Below are 19,072 nucleotides of genomic sequence, written 5' to 3' on the forward strand. Positions count from 1 at the left end.
GACCATGCATTTCACCATTCAACGCGAAGCCCTGTTGAAACCCCTGCAACTGGTCGCCGGTGTCGTCGAGCGCCGTCAGACCTTGCCGGTCCTGTCCAACGTGTTGCTGGTCGTGCAAGGCCAGCAACTGTCGTTGACCGGTACCGACCTGGAAGTCGAACTGGTAGGCCGCGTGCAACTGGAAGAGCCGGCTGAGCCTGGCGAGATCACTGTCCCGGCGCGCAAGCTGATGGACATCTGCAAAAGCCTGCCCAATGACGCCCTGATCGATATCAAAGTCGACGAGCAGAAACTGTTGCTCAAGGCCGGCCGTAGCCGTTTCACCTTGTCCACCCTGCCTGCAAACGACTTCCCCACAGTGGAAGAAGGCCCGGGTTCGCTGACCTGCAACCTGGAGCAGAGCAAGCTGCGCCGCTTGATCGAGCGCACCAGCTTCGCCATGGCTCAGCAGGATGTGCGCTACTACCTCAACGGCATGCTGCTTGAGGTTTCCCGCAACACCCTGCGTGCAGTGTCTACCGACGGTCACCGCCTGGCCCTGTGCTCCATGACGGCGCCCATCGAGCAAGACGACCGCCACCAGGTTATCGTGCCCCGCAAAGGTATCCTGGAGTTGGCGCGCTTGCTGACCGACCCAGAAGGCATGGTCAGCATCGTGCTCGGCCAGCACCACATTCGCGCGACCACTGGCGAGTTCACCTTTACCTCCAAGCTGGTAGACGGCAAATTCCCCGACTATGAGCGCGTATTGCCCAAAGGCGGCGACAAGGTGGTGGTTGGCGATCGTCAGGCGTTGCGTGAGGCATTCAGCCGTACCGCGATTCTTTCCAACGAGAAGTACCGCGGTATTCGCCTGCAGCTGGCTGCTGGTCAATTGAAGATTCAGGCCAATAACCCCGAGCAGGAAGAGGCGGAAGAAGAAATCAGTGTGGACTACGATGGTAGCTCGCTGGAAATCGGCTTCAACGTCAGCTACCTGCTGGATGTGCTGGGTGTGATGACCACTGAGCAAGTTCGTCTGATCCTGTCTGACTCCAACAGCAGTGCGCTGCTGCAGGAAGCCGGGAATGATGATTCTTCCTACGTTGTCATGCCGATGCGCCTGTAACCTGTAGCAGGCGAAATGTCCCTTCGACGTATCATGGTCACCGCGGTGCGCAACCTGCACCCGGTGACGCTCTCACCCTCCCCCCGCATCAATATCCTTTACGGCGCCAACGGCAGCGGCAAGACCAGTGTGCTGGAAGCCGTGCATTTGCTTGGATTAGCGCGCTCATTCCGCAGCACTCGCTTGAACCCGGTCATACAGTATGAACAGGCTGCCTGTACGGTGTTTGGTGAGGTGCAATTGACGGAGGGCGGTACCAGTAACCTCGGTGTGTCCCGCGAGCGCCAGGGGGACTTTACCATTCGCATCGATGGGCAGAACGCCCGTAGCGCTGCGCAGTTGGCAGAGCTGCTGCCGTTGCAGCTCATCAACCCGGACAGCTTTCGGCTGCTGGAGGGCGCACCAAAAATTCGTCGCCAGTTCCTGGATTGGGGAGTGTTCCACGTGGAACCTCGCTTCCTACCCGCTTGGCAACGGCTGCAGAAGGCGCTGCGGCAGCGGAACTCATGGTTGCGGCATGGTACACTTGACCCAGCTTCGCAAGCCGCCTGGGACCGGGAACTGTGCCTGGCCAGTGCGGAAATAGATGAATACCGTCGCAACTATATCAAGGCCTTGAAGCCCGTCTTCGAGCGAACCCTGAGCGAACTGGTCGAACTGGACGGGTTGACCCTGAGCTACTACCGAGGCTGGGACAAGGACCGGGAACTGCAAGAAGTACTCGCCTCCTCTCTCCTTCGCGATCAGCAAATGGGCCATACCCAAGCCGGTCCGCAGCGCGCTGATCTGCGTCTTCGTCTGGCTGCCAATAATGCAGCCGACATTTTGTCGCGTGGTCAGCAAAAGTTGGTGGTGTGCGCACTGCGCATTGCCCAAGGCCACCTCGTCAGCCAGGCTCGCCGCGGTCACTGTATTTATCTCGTGGATGACTTGCCGTCCGAACTCGACGACCAGCACCGCCGCGCTCTGTGCCGCTTGCTTGAAGAATTACGCTGCCAGGTGTTCATCACTTGTGTAGATCACGAATTACTGAGGGAAGGCTGGCAGACGGAAACGCCAGTTGCTTTGTTCCACGTGGAACAAGGCCGTATCACCCAGACCCACGACCATCGGGAGTGAAGGCATGAGCGAAAATCAAACGTACGACTCCTCCAGCATCAAGGTGCTGAAAGGTTTGGATGCCGTACGCAAGCGTCCCGGCATGTACATTGGCGACACCGATGATGGTAGCGGCCTGCACCACATGGTCTTCGAAGTGGTCGACAACTCGATCGACGAAGCCCTCGCCGGTCACTGCGATGACATCACTGTCATTATTCACCCGGACGAATCCATCAGTGTCCGCGACAACGGCCGCGGCATTCCGGTCGATGTGCATAAAGAAGAAGGTGTTTCCGCCGCTGAGGTCATCATGACCGTCCTGCACGCCGGCGGTAAGTTTGACGATAACTCCTACAAAGTCTCCGGCGGTTTGCACGGTGTTGGGGTTTCGGTCGTAAACGCCCTCTCCGAGAAGCTGGTATTGACCGTTCGCCGCAGTGGCAAAATCTGGGAACAGACCTACGTTCACGGTGTTCCACAAGCGCCGATGGCGGTTGTGGGTGACAGCGAAACCACGGGCACCCATATCCATTTCAAGCCTTCGGCTGAAACATTCAAGAACATCCATTTCAGCTGGGACATCCTGGCCAAGCGGATTCGCGAACTGTCGTTCCTCAACTCGGGCGTCGGCATTCTGCTGAAGGATGAGCGCAGTGGTAAGGAAGAGTTCTTCAAATACGAAGGTGGCCTGCGAGCGTTCGTTGAGTACCTGAACACCAACAAGACGCCGGTCAACAACCAGGTGTTCCACTTCAATGTGCAGCGCGAGGATGGCGTAGGTGTTGAAGTTGCCCTGCAATGGAACGACAGCTTCAACGAAAACCTGCTGTGCTTCACCAACAACATTCCGCAGCGTGATGGTGGTACCCACCTGGTGGGCTTCCGTTCCTCGCTGACCCGTAGCCTTAACAACTACATCGAGCAGGAAGGTCTGGCGAAGAAGAACAAGGTAGCCACCACTGGCGACGATGCCCGTGAAGGCCTGACCGCGATCATTTCGGTGAAGGTCCCGGACCCTAAGTTCAGCTCACAGACCAAAGACAAGTTGGTTTCCTCGGAGGTGAAAACCGCCGTTGAGCAGGAAATGAACAAGTACTTTGCCGACTTCCTGCTGGAGAACCCCAACGAGGCCAAGGCCGTCGTTGGCAAGATGATCGACGCTGCGCGTGCTCGGGAAGCGGCCCGCAAAGCCCGTGAAATGACCCGTCGCAAGGGCGCGTTGGACATTGCCGGCTTGCCGGGCAAATTGGCGGACTGCCAGGAAAAGGACCCTGCCCTTTCTGAACTGTACCTGGTGGAGGGTGACTCTGCAGGTGGCTCCGCCAAACAGGGCCGTAACCGCCGTACCCAGGCGATCCTGCCGCTGAAGGGTAAGATCCTCAACGTCGAGAAGGCGCGCTTCGACAAGATGATCTCGTCCCAGGAAGTGGGCACGTTGATTACGGCGCTGGGGTGTGGCATTGGCCGCGAAGAGTACAACATCGATAAATTGCGTTATCACAACATCATCATCATGACCGATGCTGACGTTGACGGTTCGCACATCCGTACCTTGTTGCTGACCTTCTTCTTCCGCCAGTTGCCGGAGCTTGTCGAGCGCGGCTACATCTACATTGCTCAGCCGCCGCTGTACAAGGTCAAGCGAGGTAAGCAGGAGCAGTACATCAAAGACGACGAGGCCATGGAAGAGTACATGACCCAGTCGGCCCTGGAAGATGCCAGCTTGCACCTGGACGAGTCGGCGCCAGCGGTTGCCGGTGTACAACTGGAAAACCTGGTCAACGAATTCCGCGGCGTGATGAAAACGCTCAAGCGCCTGTCGCGCTTGTACCCAGAAGACATCACCGAGCATTTCATCTACCTGCCGGAAGTGACCGTCGAGCAACTGGGCGATCACGCTGCGATGCAAGCCTGGCTGGTGAAGTTCCAGGCGCGCCTGAGCAACAGCCAGAAGTCCGGCCTTGCTTATCAGGCCAGCCTGCGCGAAGACAAAGAGCGCAATGTGTGGCTGCCGGAAGTGGAAGTGACCTCCCACGGCCTGGCCAGCTACGTCACGTTCAACCGCGACTTCTTTGGCAGCAACGACTACCGTACGGTGGTGAAGCTGGGGGCCAACCTTTCTACCCTGCTGGGCGAAGGTGCTTATGTGCAGCGCGGCGAGCGCCGCAAGGCGGTCAGCGAGTTCAAGGAAGCGCTGGACTGGCTGATGAACGAAAGCACCAAGCGGCATACTATCCAGCGATACAAAGGGCTGGGTGAGATGAACCCTGAGCAGCTGTGGGAAACCACCATGGACCCAACCGTGCGCCGTATGCTCAAGGTCACCATCGAAGATGCAATCGCTGCCGACCAGATCTTCAACACCCTGATGGGTGATGCGGTCGAACCACGCCGTGACTTCATCGAGAGCAATGCCCTGTCGGTTTCTAACCTGGACTTCTGAGCAGGTGTAGGTTCAAAGTAACGCTGCACGTTTTCCAAAAGATGCCCGGCCCGGCCAAAAGCCTGGTCTGCGCCGGCCACCATCAAGCCCGCACTAGCGGGCTTTTTTTCTTGTCTCAAATTCCTACCCTCCTCCCAACGGCTCGTAGCTTTTGCCTCGTACGCTTGGATGGGAAAGCAAGGTCACGCCGAACGGTGGGGCGAAGGGTTCAGGATAAGTGCATTCCTGAGTGGAATCCCCCTATGAAAAACATGAATTTTATTTATAGGTCCTGAATCCCTACCGTAGTTTCTCTTGCGTATGGAGATGACGGTATGAACGCTTCAAAGCTGTGCTTGTATGTAGACGCTCAATTCACCAGCCCTTACGCCATGTCATGTTTTGTGGCGCTTCGTGAGAAGGGCATCGAATTTCAAATGAAGACCCTTGACCTCGACACGCTAGAGCATCAGACACAGGATTATTCCCGTATTTCTGTAACTCAGAGAGTGCCCACTCTGGTGCATGGCGAATTTTCTTTGGCTGAATCATCCGCAATCACTGAGTACCTGGAAGACCTTTTCCCTCAGACGCCGATTTACCCGACCAGCCCGCAGCAACGTGCCAAGGCGCGGCAAGTTCAAGCCTGGCTGCGCAGTGATTTGCTCCCTATCCGAAAGGAACGCTCCACACTTGTCGTGTTCTATGGCGTTAAATACGGGGCTTTGTCTGCCTCAGCTGTGGCCTCGACGCGAAAGTTGGTGGAGGCTGCGCAACTGCTGCTACGCGATAGCCCGGACTATCTTTTTGGCCAGTGGTCTACCGCCGATGTCGATCTCGCTTTGATGTTGAATCGATTGATACTCAATGGCGACCGCCTTCCCGCTCGACTGGAGGATTATGCTCAGCGGCAATGGCAGCGCCCAACCGTGCAGGAGTGGTTGCAGTTGGAGCGACCTCCTCTCTAATCACACGGGCTCTCGACCTGGAGCTGCCTCTGGTAGAGCGTCGCTACCAAGCGTAGGCGTGCAGCCCAGGTTCTTTTACGACTGGCAATGTTGTTGCAGGCCCATTAACTAAGGATGAAATCTTGGTCGTTTGCAACCCACTGCGAGGGGGCGATCACGACAGCCTTCGGCTGGTGGAAGCACCGTAAAACCACTTGCCGGGTGAGCACGCACTAAGACGCTGTCGTCATTCAACGCCTGGCTCAGGCTGGGTAGCGCAGCCTCGCCGAAGTCTGCGAGCCGATCGGCTGCCGTTACCCTCACGATTGCAGGTTTACCCATGTCATCGATCGCTTCGGCAAGCAGGGCCATGGAGTCTGCGCTGCGAGTACGCACCGCCTGAAAGGTCTCATCGTAGGGAGGTGGACGCTGCGGGTGGCCCAACCGACCCTCGCCCGCTTGAGCTGCCCACTCAGCCATCTTGCCTTGGTGGCATCGGGTGCAAGCCTCCGGGCTGCCTGTCGCTTGCGCAAGGTCTGGGCGAGGTATTCGTATACTGGCCAGGGCGCGCCAGTTTCCAGCCGAAATTCATGCCAGCGGCGGCCAGCAGGATGGCGGCGGCACCAATGATCTGCAGAACCCCCAATGGGTGGCCGAAGGCTATCCAGTCGACCAGGATCGCAACGATCGGATAGATGTAGGAAAGCGCCCCCACTAGCGCCGTGGGAGTCTTTTGAATAGCGCTGTAGAGCAGCGTCGACATGATGCCGGTATGTACCACCCCGATAATCACCAAGTAGCTCCACGCTTCAGTGGACATATCGACGGTTATGTCCACGAAAGGGGCAAGCAACACCACACCGACCATCATCTGGATCAGCACGATCAGGTGCGCGGGTAATGCTTTCAGGCGTTTGGTGATAGCCGCCGCCACGGCATAGAAAAACGCTGAGGCCAGCGCCAGGCATATACCCACAAGGTAATCGGGGCCCATGGCTTGGCCACTGTTCTTAGCCACTACGATCAGCACAAGGCCGCCAAAGGCAAGTGACAACCAAGCCACTTTCGCCGCGCTCAGGCGCTCAGCGAAGAACACCACACCTAAGCCAACCAGCATGAAGGGTTGGATGTGGTAGACCACTGTCGCGATGGCAATCGAGGAGCGGCTGTAGGCACTGAACAGCAGCACCCAGTTGAGCACCAACGCCACACCTCCTAGACAGACCAGGAGGAATTGCTGCAGGCCCATCTGCGAGCGGCGAAAAACACCCAGCGCCAGACAAGTCATCAGCATTGCCAGGGCGCCGAACAGGCAGCGCCAGAATACGACGGCTTGCGGCGATTGACCGGACATGATTACAAACCAGCCTACGGTGCCGGAAATCATCATGGCCAGGGTCATTTCTACAACGCCACGGGCTTCAGGCTTCATATGTACAGCTTCCTTGCGACGGGTAATGACGTAACCTAAGACATATTCATGCTGGCCCAGCGACTCACAAGACGAACACTATAATGAACTAACGATCAACATACTGAACAAGGCGTGTGAGGTCGTCAACCCATTTATGGATGATTTAAAGAACATATGAATGACATAACGAACGAAAGACCTGCTAATCCGCTCAGCCGCATCGACCTTCTAGCATTGGCAATCAAGCGTGAGCGTCAGTTGGCGGGCCTCTCGGTGACAGAGCTGGCCAAACGGGCCGGGGTGGCGAAATCAACGCTGTCGCAGCTGGAGTCCGGAATTGGTAACCCCAGCATCGAGACCCTTTGGTCGCTGGCCATGGCCATGGGCCTGCAAGTGACGCGCTTCTTCGAGCAGCCACAGCAGCACCTGCGGGTAATTCGCGCCAACGAGGGAATGACCGCTTATGCCGAAGCCTCGAACTACGCGGCGACGCTGCTTGCCGACTGCCCTGCTGGCGTGCAGCGTGATATCTATCGCTTGAAGGTCCAGCCGGGTGAGGCGCGCCTGTCCCAACCGCACCTGCCAGGCACCGTCGAACATGTGGTCCTGTGCAGCGGCAGCGCCAATGTCGGGCCTGCCAACGAGCCCGTACTGCTGCATGCAGGTGACTACGTCAGCTACTCCGCCAACCTTCCTCATGTGTTCGAAGCGTTCGAGGCGGACACCACCGCGGTCATGGTGATCGAACACGCCTGAGCGTATGCGGGCGCCTAGTTAAGCCCATCGCAAGCAAGCCATCTCCCGCAGGCACAGCGCACACATCAAATAATGCGCGGTTTTGTGAGAATTGGCTTGTCTGCGATGGGCCGCAGGGCAGCCCCGACTGCTAACTGAACAGCGTGTTCCCACACATCAGTAGCCGCTGAGAATGTTGACGATCACTCCGCTGGCGATGGCGACCAGTACGTAGTCACCGTTCACGTACAACCAGCGGTGATCGCGCGGAGGTGCATACAGGTGCCGCGCCTTCCAGTCGGTTACCCAGTAACGGTCACCACGGTAATGCGGGTCGACCACATGGCCGCGGCGCCACTGCTGGTGGGGCACCGGCATGCCTTTTTGCGGGTGGAAGTTCGGGTCGCGATAAGCAGGCCCGCGGCCATTGTCGTGGCGGCCCTGCGGCTGAGCGTGGGGCGGGTTGCCTGGGTGCCCTGGGCCGCCATCATGACGGTCAGGTGGGCCAGGCTGCGCGAAGCTTGCCAGAGGTGCGCTGAGCATCAGCGCCGCGCAAATCATGGTCACGGTCTTTTTCATCGTTGCGGTCCTCTGTGTATTAACGCCCGGCTGAATCTTTCAGTTACCGGGTACGGTTAACCAATCAGACCATGAACCAGATCGTTTAATGTCAGGACAGAGGTAAAGGTCCGGTAAAGGTGGCCTGGCAAAAACACGAAGCTAGCGTAGCCCAAGCGCTTTCAAGCGACGGTACAGCGTGCGTTCGCTCATGCCCAAATGAAGCGCCAGCTCACTGCGCGAACCTTTGAACTGTTCCAGAGCCTGGGCCAGTTCACCGAGGTCACGGCGCTTTGCGCCACGGCTCACCGGCGTTTGCGCGCCGATGTCCTCAGGCAGGTGCTCCGGCCTGATCACCCCATCATCAGCGAACAACCGCGCCCGTTCCAGAACATTGCGCAGCTCGCGGATGTTGCCCGGGAACGGATGCAAGGCAAGGCGCTGCAAGGCATCGTCACTCAAGCTGGGGACCGATGTGCCCGCCATGCGTTGCAGCAGGCTCTGCGCCAGCAAGGGAAGGTCCTCTACCCGCTCACGCAGTGCCGGCAGGCGAATCGGGAAGCCGCTGATGCGGTAGTACAGGTCTTCACGGAAGCTGCCATCGGCAACCATTTGCCTGAGGGGTTTGTGCGTGGCCGATACTAGGCGGAAATCCGAATGCACTGTGCGCAGGCTGCCTACCGGGCGGAAGCTGCCAGACTCGATCAGGCGCAACAGCTTCACCTGCATCGCCAGCGGCACTTCACCAATTTCATCAAGGAACAGCGTGCCGCCATGGGCGGCTTCGGCCAGGCCGATCTTGCGCTGGTTGGCACCGGTGAACGCGCCTTTTTCGTACCCGAACAGTTCGCTCTCGAACAATGACTCGGTCAAGCCGGTGCAGTCCACCACCACCAGTGGGCCGTTTGCCCTGGCGCTACCCATGTGCAGCGCACGGGCGAACAGCTCCTTGCCGGTGCCTGACTCACCTTGCAGCAAGACAGGGATCTGCGCTGGCGCCGCGCGTTGCAGGCTGGCCAGGGCTGCCTTGAAGGCCGGCGCACGGCCGACCAGCCCTTGCTCTTGCGGCTGGGCCGAGGCCAGCGTGATGGTGGTCAAGCGTTCGACAAAGGCTACGACCGTACCCTGTTCGTCCAGGATCGGCCGCAGCTCTACATCCACGTGCTCGGGCCCGCGTGGCGTGTGGTGAATGTGCAACACGCGCTCCGCGACCTTGCTGTCCCAGGCTTTGCGCATGGGGCAATGTTCGCCAGCCTGGTCGCATGGCACGGCATAGTGGTGCGACACCCTGTGGCACTTTTCCCCGAGGGGTGCTTGTTCGTGCTGGCCGAACTGGCGGCGATACGCAGCATTGGCTGCCAGGATGTTGTAGTCGGTGTCCAGCACGATGGTCGGCAGGGCATCGTGCTCGAGGTAGGAAACCAGCGCCAGGATAAACGGATGGGTTTCAGGCATGACAGCACCGTTCGGATGATGGATGCAGGGTAACAAGGACTGCCAAACACTGCCATTGGCTGACAGTCGACTGCCAATCGTGCTGCCAATTCAGCCAGGTGCTGTCAGCACTGCTCCGGTTTCGTTGGGCCCGGCACGATTAAGAGCCTGGCATGCATCTTGATAAACCTCCTGTCACTGCCTACGCCTTGAATAGACGCGGCGGATAACTGGAGAACGTGATGATCATCGGCAACAACCTTCACGTGGACGCCTTTTACGATGAGGCGACCTCGACCATCAGCTACCTGGTCATGGACCGTGAAACCCGGCAGTGCGCGTTGATCGACAGCGTGCTGGATTACGACCCCAAGGCCGGGCGCACCTGTACTGCCTCAGCAGATCGGCTGGTCGAGCGCGTGGCTGAATTGCACGCCAGCGTGCGCTGGATACTTGAAACACACGTGCATGCCGACCACCTATCGGCAGCGGCCTACCTGAAGGAGAGGCTTGGCGGCCATACCGCCATTGGTGCGCACATCACCCAGGTGCAGAAGGTTTTTGGCAGCCTGTTCAACGCCGAGCCTGGCTTTGCCCGTGATGGCAGCCAGTTCGATGTGCTGTTCGAAGACGAGGAAGGTTTCCGCATCGGCAACCTGCATGCGCGTGCATTGCACACCCCTGGGCACACGCCTGCATGCATGAGCTTCATGATCGAGGATGCGGGTGAGACCGCGGTGTTCGTCGGCGACACCTTGTTCATGCCTGACTACGGTACTGCCCGTTGCGATTTCCCCGGCGCCGACGCCCGTACGCTGTACCGCTCGATCCGGCGCTTGCTGGCGTTCCCTGACCAGACCCGCCTGTTCATGTGCCACGACTACCTGCCAGGTGGTCGCGAAATGCGGTACGTCACCACCGTTGCCGAGCAGCGCGCCAGCAATATCCACATCCACCAGGGTATCGACGAGGACAGCTTCGTCGCCATGCGCGAGGCCCGCGACAAAACCCTCGACATGCCGGTGCTGATCCTGCCGTCGGTGCAGGTGAACATGCGCAGTGGCCACTTCCCGGAGCCGGAAGCCAACGGCGTCAGGTATTTGAAGATCCCGCTGAACACGCTGTAAGCGCCCTGCCCTATAACCAGATTTCCAGGATTTATTGCCATGCCTGCCTTGTCGTCCACTACCCATCCCGACCACCACACAGTGGTCATCGTCGGTGCCGGTGCCGCCGGTATCGCCACTGCATCCAGCCTGATCAGCCGCGACGCGTCCCTGGATGTGGCCTTGATCGACCCAGCCGAGGTGCACTACTACCAACCTGGCTGGACCATGGTCGGCGCTGGTGTTTTCAACGCGGCGAGCACTGCCCGCACCATGGCTTCGACGATTCCGAGCGGGGTGCGCTGGGTAAAGGCGCGCGTCCAGGGTTTCGACCCGGTGCGCCAGTTGGTCATGCTCGAAGATGGCCGGGCCATCGGCTATGAACAACTGGTGGTTTGCCCTGGCCTGAAGCTCGATTGGGCGGCCATTGATGGGCTCAGCGAGACCTTGGGCCGTAACGGGGTCACCTCCAATTACCGCTACGACCTGGCGCCCTATACCTGGGAGCTGGTGCAAAAGCTCAAGCACGGCCGTGCCCTGTTCAGCCAGCCGCCCATGCCTATCAAGTGCGCCGGCGCGCCACAGAAGGCGCTGTACCTGTCGTGCGACCATTGGCTACGCCACGGTCACCTGGGCGCGATCAAAGCCAGCTTCTTCAATGCCGGCGCAGTCTTGTTCGGTGTGGCCGACTACGTGCCTGCCTTGATGCAGTACATCGAAAAATATGCCGTGGACCTCAATTTCAGCCATCGGCTGGCCGCCGTGGACGGCCCCAACCAACGCGCCACCTTCGTGCGTAGCCTGCCCGATGGCAGCAGCGAAACCCGCGTCGAGGCCTTCGACATGCTGCATGTGGTTCCGCCGCAAGTCGCCCCGGACTTCATTCGTGAAAGCCCATTGGCCGACAGTGCCGGCTGGGTCGATGTAGACCCGCACACCCTGCGCCATCGCCAGTACAGCACTGTTCACGCCTTGGGCGATGTGGCCAATACCAGCAACGCCAAGACCGCTGCAGCGGCCCGCAAGCAGGCTCCGGTAGTGGCCAATAATGTGCTGGTAGCGCTGGGGCGGTTGCAGACACTGGCCCAGTACGACGGTTACGGCTCATGCCCGCTCACGGTCGAGCGCGGCAAGATCGTGCTGGCCGAGTTCACCTATGGTGGCAAGCTGGCGCCCAGCTTCCCCAACTGGTTGCTGGACGGTCGCAAGCCGAGCCGCCTGGCTTGGTTGCTCAAGGCCCAGGCCCTGCCGCCGCTGTACTGGCAAGGCATGCTCAAGGGGCGGGAGTGGCTGGCACGGCCACAACCGTTGGTAGCAGAGGGCGGGCAGTGATCGAAACTCAACTGCTTGGCGCAGCCCTGGGGGCCATCATCGGCGCCGTGCTGGCGTTGACGGGCGCCGGCGGAGGCATTCTTGCCGTGCCCCTGTTGGTGTTCGGCCTTGGCCTGTCGATGGTCGAGGCGGCACCGGTCGGCTTGTTGGCGGTTGGCCTGGCGGCAGCCGTGGGCGCGGTACTGGGTTTGCGTCGCGGCCTGGTGCGCTATCGGGCGGCACTGTTCATCGCCTTGATCGGGGTGGCGGCAGCGCCACTGGGGTTGATGCTGGCGCACCGTTTGCCCAATACGCCGTTGCAACTGGTGTTCGCCGGTGTGCTCACCTACGCCTGCCTGCGTATCTGGCGCAAGGCGGCCAGGGAGCTGCGTGGCGAAGCCAACGATGCGCATCGCTTTATCGAGCCTTGTGTGCTGAACCCGCTGCAGGGTCGCTTGCGCTGGACCCTGCCCTGCGCTCGCGCCCTGGCATTCACCGGTGCGCTGTCCGGCTTGCTGTCTGGCCTGCTCGGTGTGGGGGGCGGGTTCGTGATCATTCCGGCGCTCAACCGCTATACCAACCTGCGCATGGCCACGATCGTCTCCACGTCGCTGGCGGTGATTGCCTTGGTGTCTGCCGGCAGTGTGATCAGTGCCAGCCTTGCAGGTGTCCTGCATTGGCAAGTGGGTGGCCCGTTCGCTGTCGGCGCCGTGCTTGGCTTGCTGCTGGCGCGCCCCCTGGCGGCCAGGTTGGCCGGCCCACGCCTGCAGCAGATGTTTGCCGTGGCAGGTTGCGCCGCTGCCCTGCTGCTGGCCAGCAAGGCATTACTGAGCTAACAGCTCGCCCTGTTGCTCTGCGCACAGCGCCAGCAGGTAATCCCATACGACCCGCAGGCGCACCGACTTGTGCAGCTCGCGGCGGGTACAGATCCAGTAACTGCGCTGGATGGTTTCGCCAGGCAGTACGCGGACCAGGGTCGGGTCGTGCCGGGCCATGTAGTTGGGCAGCACTGCAATGCCCAGCCCAGCACGTGCGGCCACCTGCTGGGCAATCACGCTGGTGCTGCGGAAGACCACATTGGGCGCCCGGCAGAAGCTGTTGAGAAACAGCAGCTCCTGGCTGAACAGCAGGTCGTCGACGTAGCCGATCCAGCTGTGGCGGGCCAGATCCTCGCGGTTGCGCAGGGGTGGTGCGCGGTCGAGGTAGCCCTGGCTGGCATACAGGGCCAGGCGGTAGTCGGTGAGTTTGCGCGTGATCAGCAAATCGGCGTTGGGCCGCTCCAGGTGAATACTGATCTCGGCTTCGCGGTTGAGGATGCTGACGAACCTCGGCACTGCCACCAGCTCCACTTCCAGCCCGGGGTAGCGCTCGAACAGCGCGTTCATGCGCGGGGTGAAGAACATGATGCCAATGCCTTCGGTGACCCCCAGGCGAATCTTGCCCAGAGGGGTGATGGCCTGGGTGATTTCTTCCTGGGCCAGCAGGGCGACGTTCTCCATGGCTTCGGCGTGCTTGAGCAGGGCCTGGCCCGAAGGGGTCAGCTCATAGCCTTGGGCGTGTTGCACGAACAAGGCCGTGCCCAGGCTTTCTTCGATGCGCTCGATGTGCCGGGCCACGGTGCTGTGGGTGGTATTGAGGCGCTTGGCGGCGGTAAGCAGGCGGCCGCTGCGCTGCAATTCGAGGAAAAACCGCAGATCGTTCCAATCGAACATGCTGATCCTTGTGGCTGTTCGTCTAGCCCTTTTCCGGATGAACCCGCGAGAGGGCCAGTACAGACGTGCCGCTGTGCTAAAACGCACAACCGCTGCGCGAAATCGCGTGTTTCACCCACGAAATTACGCACTAAGATGGATCGGGACAAGAATAATTATCAGGCCCGAGGTTGCACATGCCATCAGCCGATCCTGTCTTCGATTACGTGGTGGTAGGCGCCGGCCCCGCCGGGTGCCTGCTGGCCAACCGCTTGTCCGCCGACCCTGCTTGCCGCGTGCTGCTGCTGGAAGCGGGTGGACGGGACAACTATCCCTGGATTCACATTCCCGTGGGTTACCTCTACTGCATTGGCAACCCACGCACCGATTGGTGCTTCAAGACCCAAGCCCAGCCCGGCCTGGGTGGGCGCGCATTGGGCTACCCGCGCGGCAAGGTGCTGGGCGGCTGCTCTTCCATCAATGGCATGATCTATATGCGTGGCCAGGCTGCCGACTACGACCACTGGGCCGAACAGGGCAACCCCGGCTGGGCCTGGAAGGACGTGCTACCGCTGTTCAAGGCCAGTGAAAACCACTTTGCTGGCGCCAGCGAACACCATGGCGGCGGTGGCGAGTGGCGGGTCGAACGCCAGCGCTACAGCTGGCCGATACTGGATGCCTTCCGCGACGCCGCCGAGCAAAGCGGCATCGCCAAGGTGGATGACTTCAACACGGGCGATAACCAGGGGTGTGGTTATTTCCAGGTCAACCAACGCAGTGGCGTGCGCTGGAATGCCTCCAAGGCGTTTCTGCGGCCGGTTCAGCACCGCGCCAACCTCACCGTGCTTACGGGTGTGCAGGTTGACCAGGTGCTGCTCAACAATACCCGCGCACGTGCGGTGAAAGCATTCTGGCAAGGCGCCTGGCACGAGTTTGCGGCTCGCCGCGAGATCGTGCTGTGTGCTGGGGCGGTCGGTTCCCCGGGCATCCTGCAACGCTCCGGCATTGGTCCACGGCAATTACTGGAAAGCCTGGGTATTGGCGTTCGCCACGACATGCCAGGGGTGGGTGGCAACCTGCAAGACCACCTGCAACTGCGGCTGATCTACCAGATCCGCAATACCCGCACCTTGAACCAGATGGCCAACAGCCTGTGGGGCAAGATGGGCATGGGCCTGCGCTACCTCTACGACCGCAGCGGCCCGCTGGCCATGGCCCCGAGCCAGTTGGGCGCGTTCGTACGCTCCAGCCCGGACCAGGCCACCGCCAACTTGCAGTACCACGTGCAGCCGCTGTCGCTGGAGCGCTTCGGCGAGCCGTTGCACCGCTTCCCGGCCTTTACCGCCTCGGTCTGCAACCTGCGCCCGGCCAGCCTTGGGCGTATCGATATTCGCAGCACCGACATGCACAGCACGCCGCTGATCGACCCCAACTACCTGAGCGACCCCCAGGACCTGCAGGTGGCCGCCGATGCCATCCGCTTTACCCGGCGCATCGTTCAGGCCCCTGCCCTGGCCGTATTCGAGCCCGAGGAATATCTGCCTGGCGCGACCCTGCAAAGCGAACAGGACCTGATTGAGGCTGCCGGCAAGATCGGCACTACCATTTTCCACCCGGTGGGTACCTGCCGTATGGGCAATGGCGCGATGGACGTTGTGGATAACCAGCTGCGCGTGCATGGCATCCCCGGCCTGCGCGTGGCCGATGCCTCGATCATGCCGCAGATCACCTCAGGCAATACCTGTTCCCCCACCCTGATGATCGCCGAAAAGGCGGCACAACTGATTCTCAAAGGAGCTGCTACCCAGACCTACCTGAACGAAGACGCGTTACCGACGCCCTGACCCGGGTGCGTGCAGTAGCGGCAGCTTGCGGTCGAAGGCTGCCGACAGTGGAACAACAAGAATAATCACTGTGGCCTGCGGGCCGAGGACAGCAACGATGTCGGATTACATTCAAGAGCAGGCTGCGGCGGCCGGCAGTTCCAACCGTCGTGAAGAACGCAAGATCATTTTCGCGTCATCCCTCGGGACGGTGTTCGAGTGGTATGACTTTTTTCTCTATGGCGCGTTGGCAGCGGTCATCAGCAAGCAGTTCTTTGCGGGTGTGAACGACACCACCGCTTTCATCTTCGCCCTCATGGCCTTCGCTGCCGGCTTCCTTGTGCGGCCGTTCGGTGCATTGGTGTTCGGCCGCCTGGGGGACATGATCGGGCGCAAATACACCTTCCTGGTCACCATCGTATTGATGGGGCTGTCCACTTTTGCCGTGGGCTTGCTGCCTACGTATGCCAGTATCGGCATCGCCGCACCGATCATTCTGGTGATACTGCGCATGCTGCAGGGCCTGGCGCTGGGCGGGGAGTACGGTGGTGCAGCCACTTATGTGGCCGAACATGCCCCCCCGGGCAAGCGCGGTTTCCACACCGGCTTCATTCAGTCCACCGCCACCCTAGGCCTGTTATTGTCGTTGCTGGTGGTACTGGGCAGCCGCTATGTCAGTGGCGATCAGTTCGAAACCTGGGGCTGGCGCCTGCCGTTCCTGCTGTCGATCGTGCTGCTGGGCATTTCCACCTGGATCCGCATGAGCATGCATGAGTCGCCAGCCTTCGTGAAAATGAAGGCCCAGGGCAAGGTCAGCAAGTCGCCGATCCGGGAGTCGTTCACCTCGTGGCCGAACCTCAAAGTCGTACTGACCGCACTGTTCAGTATCAATGCCGGGCAAGCGGTGACCTTCTACACCGCGCAGTTCTACGTGCTGTTCTTCATGACCCAGATGCTGAAGGTAGACCCGGCCCAGGCCAATACCCTGCTGATCATCAGCGTGGTGATCGGTGCGCCGTTCTTCGTGTTTTTTGGCTGGCTGTCGGACCGTATCGGGCGCAAACCGATCCTGATGCTGGGCTTGCTGCTGGCCACGGTGCTGTACTTCCCGCTGTTCAAGGCCTTGAGCCACTATGCCAACCCACAAATTGACGCCGCCAGCCGCCAGGCGCCGATCGTGGTCACTGCTGATCCGCAAGGCTGCACGTTCCAGTTCGATCCGGTCGGCAAGGCCCGTTTCGACAGCCCGTGCGACAAGGTCAAGACCTTCCTGGTCAAACAGGGCCTGCCTTACAGCTCGGTCAGCGTAGCCGGCAGCGAGGTAGTGGTGAATGTGGGCGACAAGACCATCAACGGCTTTGACGAAGCCGCGATGCGTGCGGCAGTGGAGCAGGCAGGCTACCCGGCCAAGGCTGACCCCGCGCAGGTCAACCAGGTGATGGTCGTGGTGCTGATCGTGGCGATGATCCTGATCGCGACCATGACCTACGGCCCGTTGGCCGCAGTGATGGTCGAGCTGTTCCCGACCCGCATTCGCTACACCTCGATGTCGCTGCCCTACCACATTGGCAACGGCTGGTTCGGCGGCTTCCTGCCCACCGTGTCGTTTGCACTGGTGGTGTACACCGGGGACATTTTCTACGGGCTTTGGTACCCGATCCTGGTGACCGGCATCAGCCTTGTGGTGGGGATTTTCTGCCTGAAAGAAACCAAGGATGTGGATATCGACAAGATCTGAAAGCTGGCGCGGATCCTTGTAGGAGCGGCCTTGTGTCGCGATGGGCCGCGCAGCGGCCCCAGGATTTCTGCCTTGATGCACACATTGCCGGGGCCGCTTTGCGGCCCATCGCGACACAAGGCCGCTCCTACACAAAGCGATGCGTACTGGAAATGGAGCCCATAAAAAAACCGGCTGTATAAGCCGGTTTTCTTATGCCCCGAAAAAACTTATGCACGCTTTTCAGAAAAATGTCATACGCAAAAATAAACAGCCAATTCAATAACTTAGCGATTACTTCAAGCATTTCAACGAAAAAGTGCTCACAAGTTATCCACAGATATCACGCCATCTGCTCCTGCGGTTTTTCTGCTGCTGGCGGCAGCGAGCCCATGGCCCGCTGGGTCGCTTCATTCCACGCCTGAGCGCGGTCGTTGAGCTCGGCAATGGCCCGTGGCCCGGTGCCGTTGGCGTACATCGGCTCGCCAATCACCACCTCGATGGTGCCCGAGCGCTTGCCCCAACCGGTTTTCGGCCAGAACTTGCCGGCGTTGTGGGCAATCGGCAGTACCGGCAGCCCGGCATTGACTGCCAGCGCGGTGCCCCCGCGCGAGAACTTGCCGACCGTGCCGAACGGCACGCGGGTGCCCTCCGGGAAGATCAGCACCCAGGTCTTCTGCTTGAGCAGCTCATCGCCCTTGCTCGCGACCTGGCGCAGTGCCTCCTTCGGGTTGTCGCGGTTGATCGCGATCGGCCGCAGCATGGCCATGGCCCAGCCGAAGAACGGCACGTACAGCAGTTCGCGCTTGAGCACCTGGCTAAGCGGCGAGAAGTACTGCGACAGGAAGAATGTTTCCCAGGTGCTTTGGTGGTTCGACAGGATCACGCAAGGCTCGGCCGGCACGTTCTCGGCACCGGTGATCTTGTAGTCGATGCCCAGAATCGTCCGCACGAGGAACAAGGCACAGCGGCACCAGTACACATTGATGAACTTGTAGCGCTTGGGGAACGACAGAAACGGCGCGACGAAAAAGCTCAGCGAGCACCACAGCAACGAACTGGTGCCCAGCAGCAGGTAAAAAAGAAAGATTCTGATCGCCTGCAGGATCGACATAGTGGCTTGTACCATTGCGGGGCATGCCCGCCTGAGAAAAATGCGCCCGCAGGCGCACTGTTTAAATTAGTTCTCTGGCGATAGCTGCCAGATCGTCGAAAATCAGTGTAGTTTCCGGAACACCTTTTGCCAGGGTCCACTCACCTTTGCCGGTTTTCACCAACACGGGTTGTGCACCGACGGCCAGGGCGGCCTCCAGGTCACCTTTGCTGTCGCCAACGAACCAGACGCCTTCAAGGCCGACCTGGTAATGCTCGGCGATCGCCCGCAGCATGCCTGGCTTGGGCTTGCGGCAATCGCAGCCTTCATCCGGGCCGTGCGGGCAATACACGATGTGGCCAACCTCGCCGCCCTGCTCGGCCACCAGCGCGCGCAGGCGCGCGTGCATGGCCTCGAGGGTTGCCAGCGGGTAATAGCCACGGGCGATACCGGACTGGTTGGTGGCAACGGCCACCGTCCAGCCCGCCTTGCTCAACTGCGCGATCGCTGCGACCGAGCCAGGGATCGGGACCCACTCTTCCAGCGTCTTGATGTAGGCGTCGGAGTCGTAGTTGATCACCCCGTCACGGTCGAGAATCAGCAGTTTCAAGG

The 19,072-nt window shown here is 60.3% G+C and carries 16 protein-coding genes; 10 read left to right on the forward strand and 6 right to left on the reverse strand.

Annotated features, from left to right (window positions below; all coding sequences use genetic code 11):
* Window positions 1-4: 4 nt before the first annotated feature.
* From dnaN to yfcF, 4 genes are all read left to right on the forward strand, one after another.
* Complete coding sequence (gene dnaN / locus DMX12_RS03550) at window positions 5-1,108, forward strand: DNA polymerase III subunit beta (RefSeq protein WP_029886848.1); 1,104 nt, start codon at window positions 5-7, stop codon at window positions 1,106-1,108.
* Window positions 1,109-1,123: 15 nt separating this feature from the next.
* Entirely contained in the window at window positions 1,124-2,227 is a 1,104-nt protein-coding gene (gene recF / locus DMX12_RS03555) for a DNA replication/repair protein RecF (protein WP_054914199.1), read from the forward strand.
* A 4-nt stretch (window positions 2,228-2,231) separates the two neighbouring features.
* Window positions 2,232-4,652 carry a DNA topoisomerase (ATP-hydrolyzing) subunit B gene (gene gyrB, locus DMX12_RS03560; RefSeq protein WP_009684678.1) on the forward strand — a complete coding sequence of 807 codons (2,421 nt, stop codon included), beginning with the start codon at window positions 2,232-2,234 and terminating at the stop codon, window positions 4,650-4,652.
* Window positions 4,653-4,966: 314 nt separating this feature from the next.
* A complete protein-coding gene (gene yfcF, locus DMX12_RS03565) occupies window positions 4,967-5,599 on the forward strand; it encodes a glutathione transferase (protein ID WP_110676256.1) in 633 nt (210 codons plus the stop codon).
* Between the two features lie 451 nt (window positions 5,600-6,050).
* Here yfcF and DMX12_RS03575 read toward each other — a convergent pair whose 3' ends face one another.
* Window positions 6,051-7,010 (reverse strand): DMT family transporter, encoded by a 960-nt coding sequence (locus DMX12_RS03575; RefSeq protein ID WP_110676258.1) that lies wholly within the window; start codon window positions 7,008-7,010, stop codon window positions 6,051-6,053.
* A 156-nt stretch (window positions 7,011-7,166) separates the two neighbouring features.
* Between DMX12_RS03575 and DMX12_RS03580 the strand changes: the two genes are divergently transcribed.
* Entirely contained in the window at window positions 7,167-7,748 is a 582-nt protein-coding gene (locus DMX12_RS03580; protein WP_110676260.1) for a helix-turn-helix domain-containing protein, read from the forward strand.
* 156 nt (window positions 7,749-7,904) lie between these two features.
* Here DMX12_RS03580 and DMX12_RS03585 read toward each other — a convergent pair whose 3' ends face one another.
* Window positions 7,905-8,306 (reverse strand): RcnB family protein, encoded by a 402-nt coding sequence (locus DMX12_RS03585; protein ID WP_110676262.1) that lies wholly within the window; start codon window positions 8,304-8,306, stop codon window positions 7,905-7,907.
* A 141-nt stretch (window positions 8,307-8,447) separates the two neighbouring features.
* Window positions 8,448-9,740, reverse strand: coding sequence for a sigma-54-dependent Fis family transcriptional regulator (locus DMX12_RS03590; RefSeq protein ID WP_029886434.1), 1,293 nt, complete (start codon window positions 9,738-9,740; stop codon window positions 8,448-8,450).
* A gap of 221 nt (window positions 9,741-9,961) precedes the next feature.
* Here DMX12_RS03590 and DMX12_RS03595 point away from each other — a divergent pair, with 221 nt between their 5' ends.
* From DMX12_RS03595 to DMX12_RS03605, 3 genes are read left to right on the forward strand one after another with little or no spacing between them, the layout of a single operon-like run.
* Window positions 9,962-10,846 carry an MBL fold metallo-hydrolase gene (locus DMX12_RS03595; RefSeq protein ID WP_110676264.1) on the forward strand — a complete coding sequence of 295 codons (885 nt, stop codon included), beginning with the start codon at window positions 9,962-9,964 and terminating at the stop codon, window positions 10,844-10,846.
* A gap of 39 nt (window positions 10,847-10,885) precedes the next feature.
* The gene (locus DMX12_RS03600) at window positions 10,886-12,157 is read left to right on the forward strand and encodes an FAD/NAD(P)-binding oxidoreductase (RefSeq protein ID WP_110676266.1); all 1,272 of its coding nucleotides are present in this window, start codon (window positions 10,886-10,888) and stop codon (window positions 12,155-12,157) included.
* Complete coding sequence (locus DMX12_RS03605) at window positions 12,154-12,972, forward strand: sulfite exporter TauE/SafE family protein (RefSeq protein ID WP_009684683.1); 819 nt, start codon at window positions 12,154-12,156, stop codon at window positions 12,970-12,972. The genes DMX12_RS03600 and DMX12_RS03605 overlap by 4 nt, the downstream gene beginning before the upstream one ends.
* On the opposite strand, the gene DMX12_RS03610 is transcribed toward DMX12_RS03605, so the two are convergent.
* Entirely contained in the window at window positions 12,961-13,848 is an 888-nt protein-coding gene (locus tag DMX12_RS03610) for a LysR family transcriptional regulator (protein ID WP_029886432.1), read from the reverse strand. The genes DMX12_RS03605 and DMX12_RS03610 overlap by 12 nt on opposite strands.
* Before the next feature lie 176 nt (window positions 13,849-14,024).
* Here DMX12_RS03610 and DMX12_RS03615 point away from each other — a divergent pair, with 176 nt between their 5' ends.
* Both DMX12_RS03615 and DMX12_RS03620 read left to right on the forward strand, forming a co-directional pair.
* Window positions 14,025-15,671: a GMC family oxidoreductase gene (locus DMX12_RS03615; RefSeq protein WP_110676268.1), complete on the forward strand. Its 1,647-nt coding sequence runs from the start codon at window positions 14,025-14,027 to the stop codon at window positions 15,669-15,671.
* 97 nt (window positions 15,672-15,768) lie between these two features.
* Entirely contained in the window at window positions 15,769-17,388 is a 1,620-nt protein-coding gene (locus DMX12_RS03620; protein WP_009684686.1) for an MFS transporter, read from the forward strand.
* Window positions 17,389-17,710: 322 nt separating this feature from the next.
* Here the strand turns inward: DMX12_RS03620 and DMX12_RS03625 are convergent, their stop codons facing one another.
* Window positions 17,711-18,496 carry a 1-acyl-sn-glycerol-3-phosphate acyltransferase gene (locus DMX12_RS03625; protein WP_110676270.1) on the reverse strand — a complete coding sequence of 262 codons (786 nt, stop codon included), beginning with the start codon at window positions 18,494-18,496 and terminating at the stop codon, window positions 17,711-17,713.
* Window positions 18,497-18,542: 46 nt separating this feature from the next.
* On the reverse strand, window positions 18,543-19,070 hold the full coding sequence (gene gmhB / locus DMX12_RS03630) for a D-glycero-beta-D-manno-heptose 1,7-bisphosphate 7-phosphatase (RefSeq protein WP_110676272.1): 528 nt from the start codon (window positions 19,068-19,070) through the stop codon (window positions 18,543-18,545).
* Window positions 19,071-19,072 lie beyond the last annotated feature (2 nt).

This window comes from Pseudomonas sp. MB-090624 (assembly GCF_003205245.1).
GTDB classification, from domain to species: domain Bacteria; phylum Pseudomonadota; class Gammaproteobacteria; order Pseudomonadales; family Pseudomonadaceae; genus Aquipseudomonas; species Aquipseudomonas juntendi.

Bases quoted from the DNA above. Each gene is read 5' to 3' on its own strand.
- dnaN (WP_029886848.1), top strand. From the start codon at position 5: ATGCATTTCACCATTCAACGCGAAGCCCTGTTGAAACCCCTGCAACTG.
- recF (WP_054914199.1), top strand. From the start codon at position 1,124: ATGTCCCTTCGACGTATCATGGTCACCGCGGTGCGCAACCTGCACCCG.
- gyrB (WP_009684678.1), top strand. From the start codon at position 2,232: ATGAGCGAAAATCAAACGTACGACTCCTCCAGCATCAAGGTGCTGAAA.
- yfcF (WP_110676256.1), top strand. From the start codon at position 4,967: ATGAACGCTTCAAAGCTGTGCTTGTATGTAGACGCTCAATTCACCAGC.
- DMX12_RS03575 (WP_110676258.1), bottom strand. From the start codon at position 7,010: ATGAAGCCTGAAGCCCGTGGCGTTGTAGAAATGACCCTGGCCATGATG.
- DMX12_RS03580 (WP_110676260.1), top strand. From the start codon at position 7,167: ATGAATGACATAACGAACGAAAGACCTGCTAATCCGCTCAGCCGCATC.
- DMX12_RS03585 (WP_110676262.1), bottom strand. From the start codon at position 8,306: ATGAAAAAGACCGTGACCATGATTTGCGCGGCGCTGATGCTCAGCGCA.
- DMX12_RS03590 (WP_029886434.1), bottom strand. From the start codon at position 9,740: ATGCCTGAAACCCATCCGTTTATCCTGGCGCTGGTTTCCTACCTCGAG.
- DMX12_RS03595 (WP_110676264.1), top strand. From the start codon at position 9,962: ATGATCATCGGCAACAACCTTCACGTGGACGCCTTTTACGATGAGGCG.
- DMX12_RS03600 (WP_110676266.1), top strand. From the start codon at position 10,886: ATGCCTGCCTTGTCGTCCACTACCCATCCCGACCACCACACAGTGGTC.
- DMX12_RS03610 (WP_029886432.1), bottom strand. From the start codon at position 13,848: ATGTTCGATTGGAACGATCTGCGGTTTTTCCTCGAATTGCAGCGCAGC.
- DMX12_RS03615 (WP_110676268.1), top strand. From the start codon at position 14,025: ATGCCATCAGCCGATCCTGTCTTCGATTACGTGGTGGTAGGCGCCGGC.
- DMX12_RS03620 (WP_009684686.1), top strand. From the start codon at position 15,769: ATGTCGGATTACATTCAAGAGCAGGCTGCGGCGGCCGGCAGTTCCAAC.
- DMX12_RS03625 (WP_110676270.1), bottom strand. From the start codon at position 18,496: ATGGTACAAGCCACTATGTCGATCCTGCAGGCGATCAGAATCTTTCTT.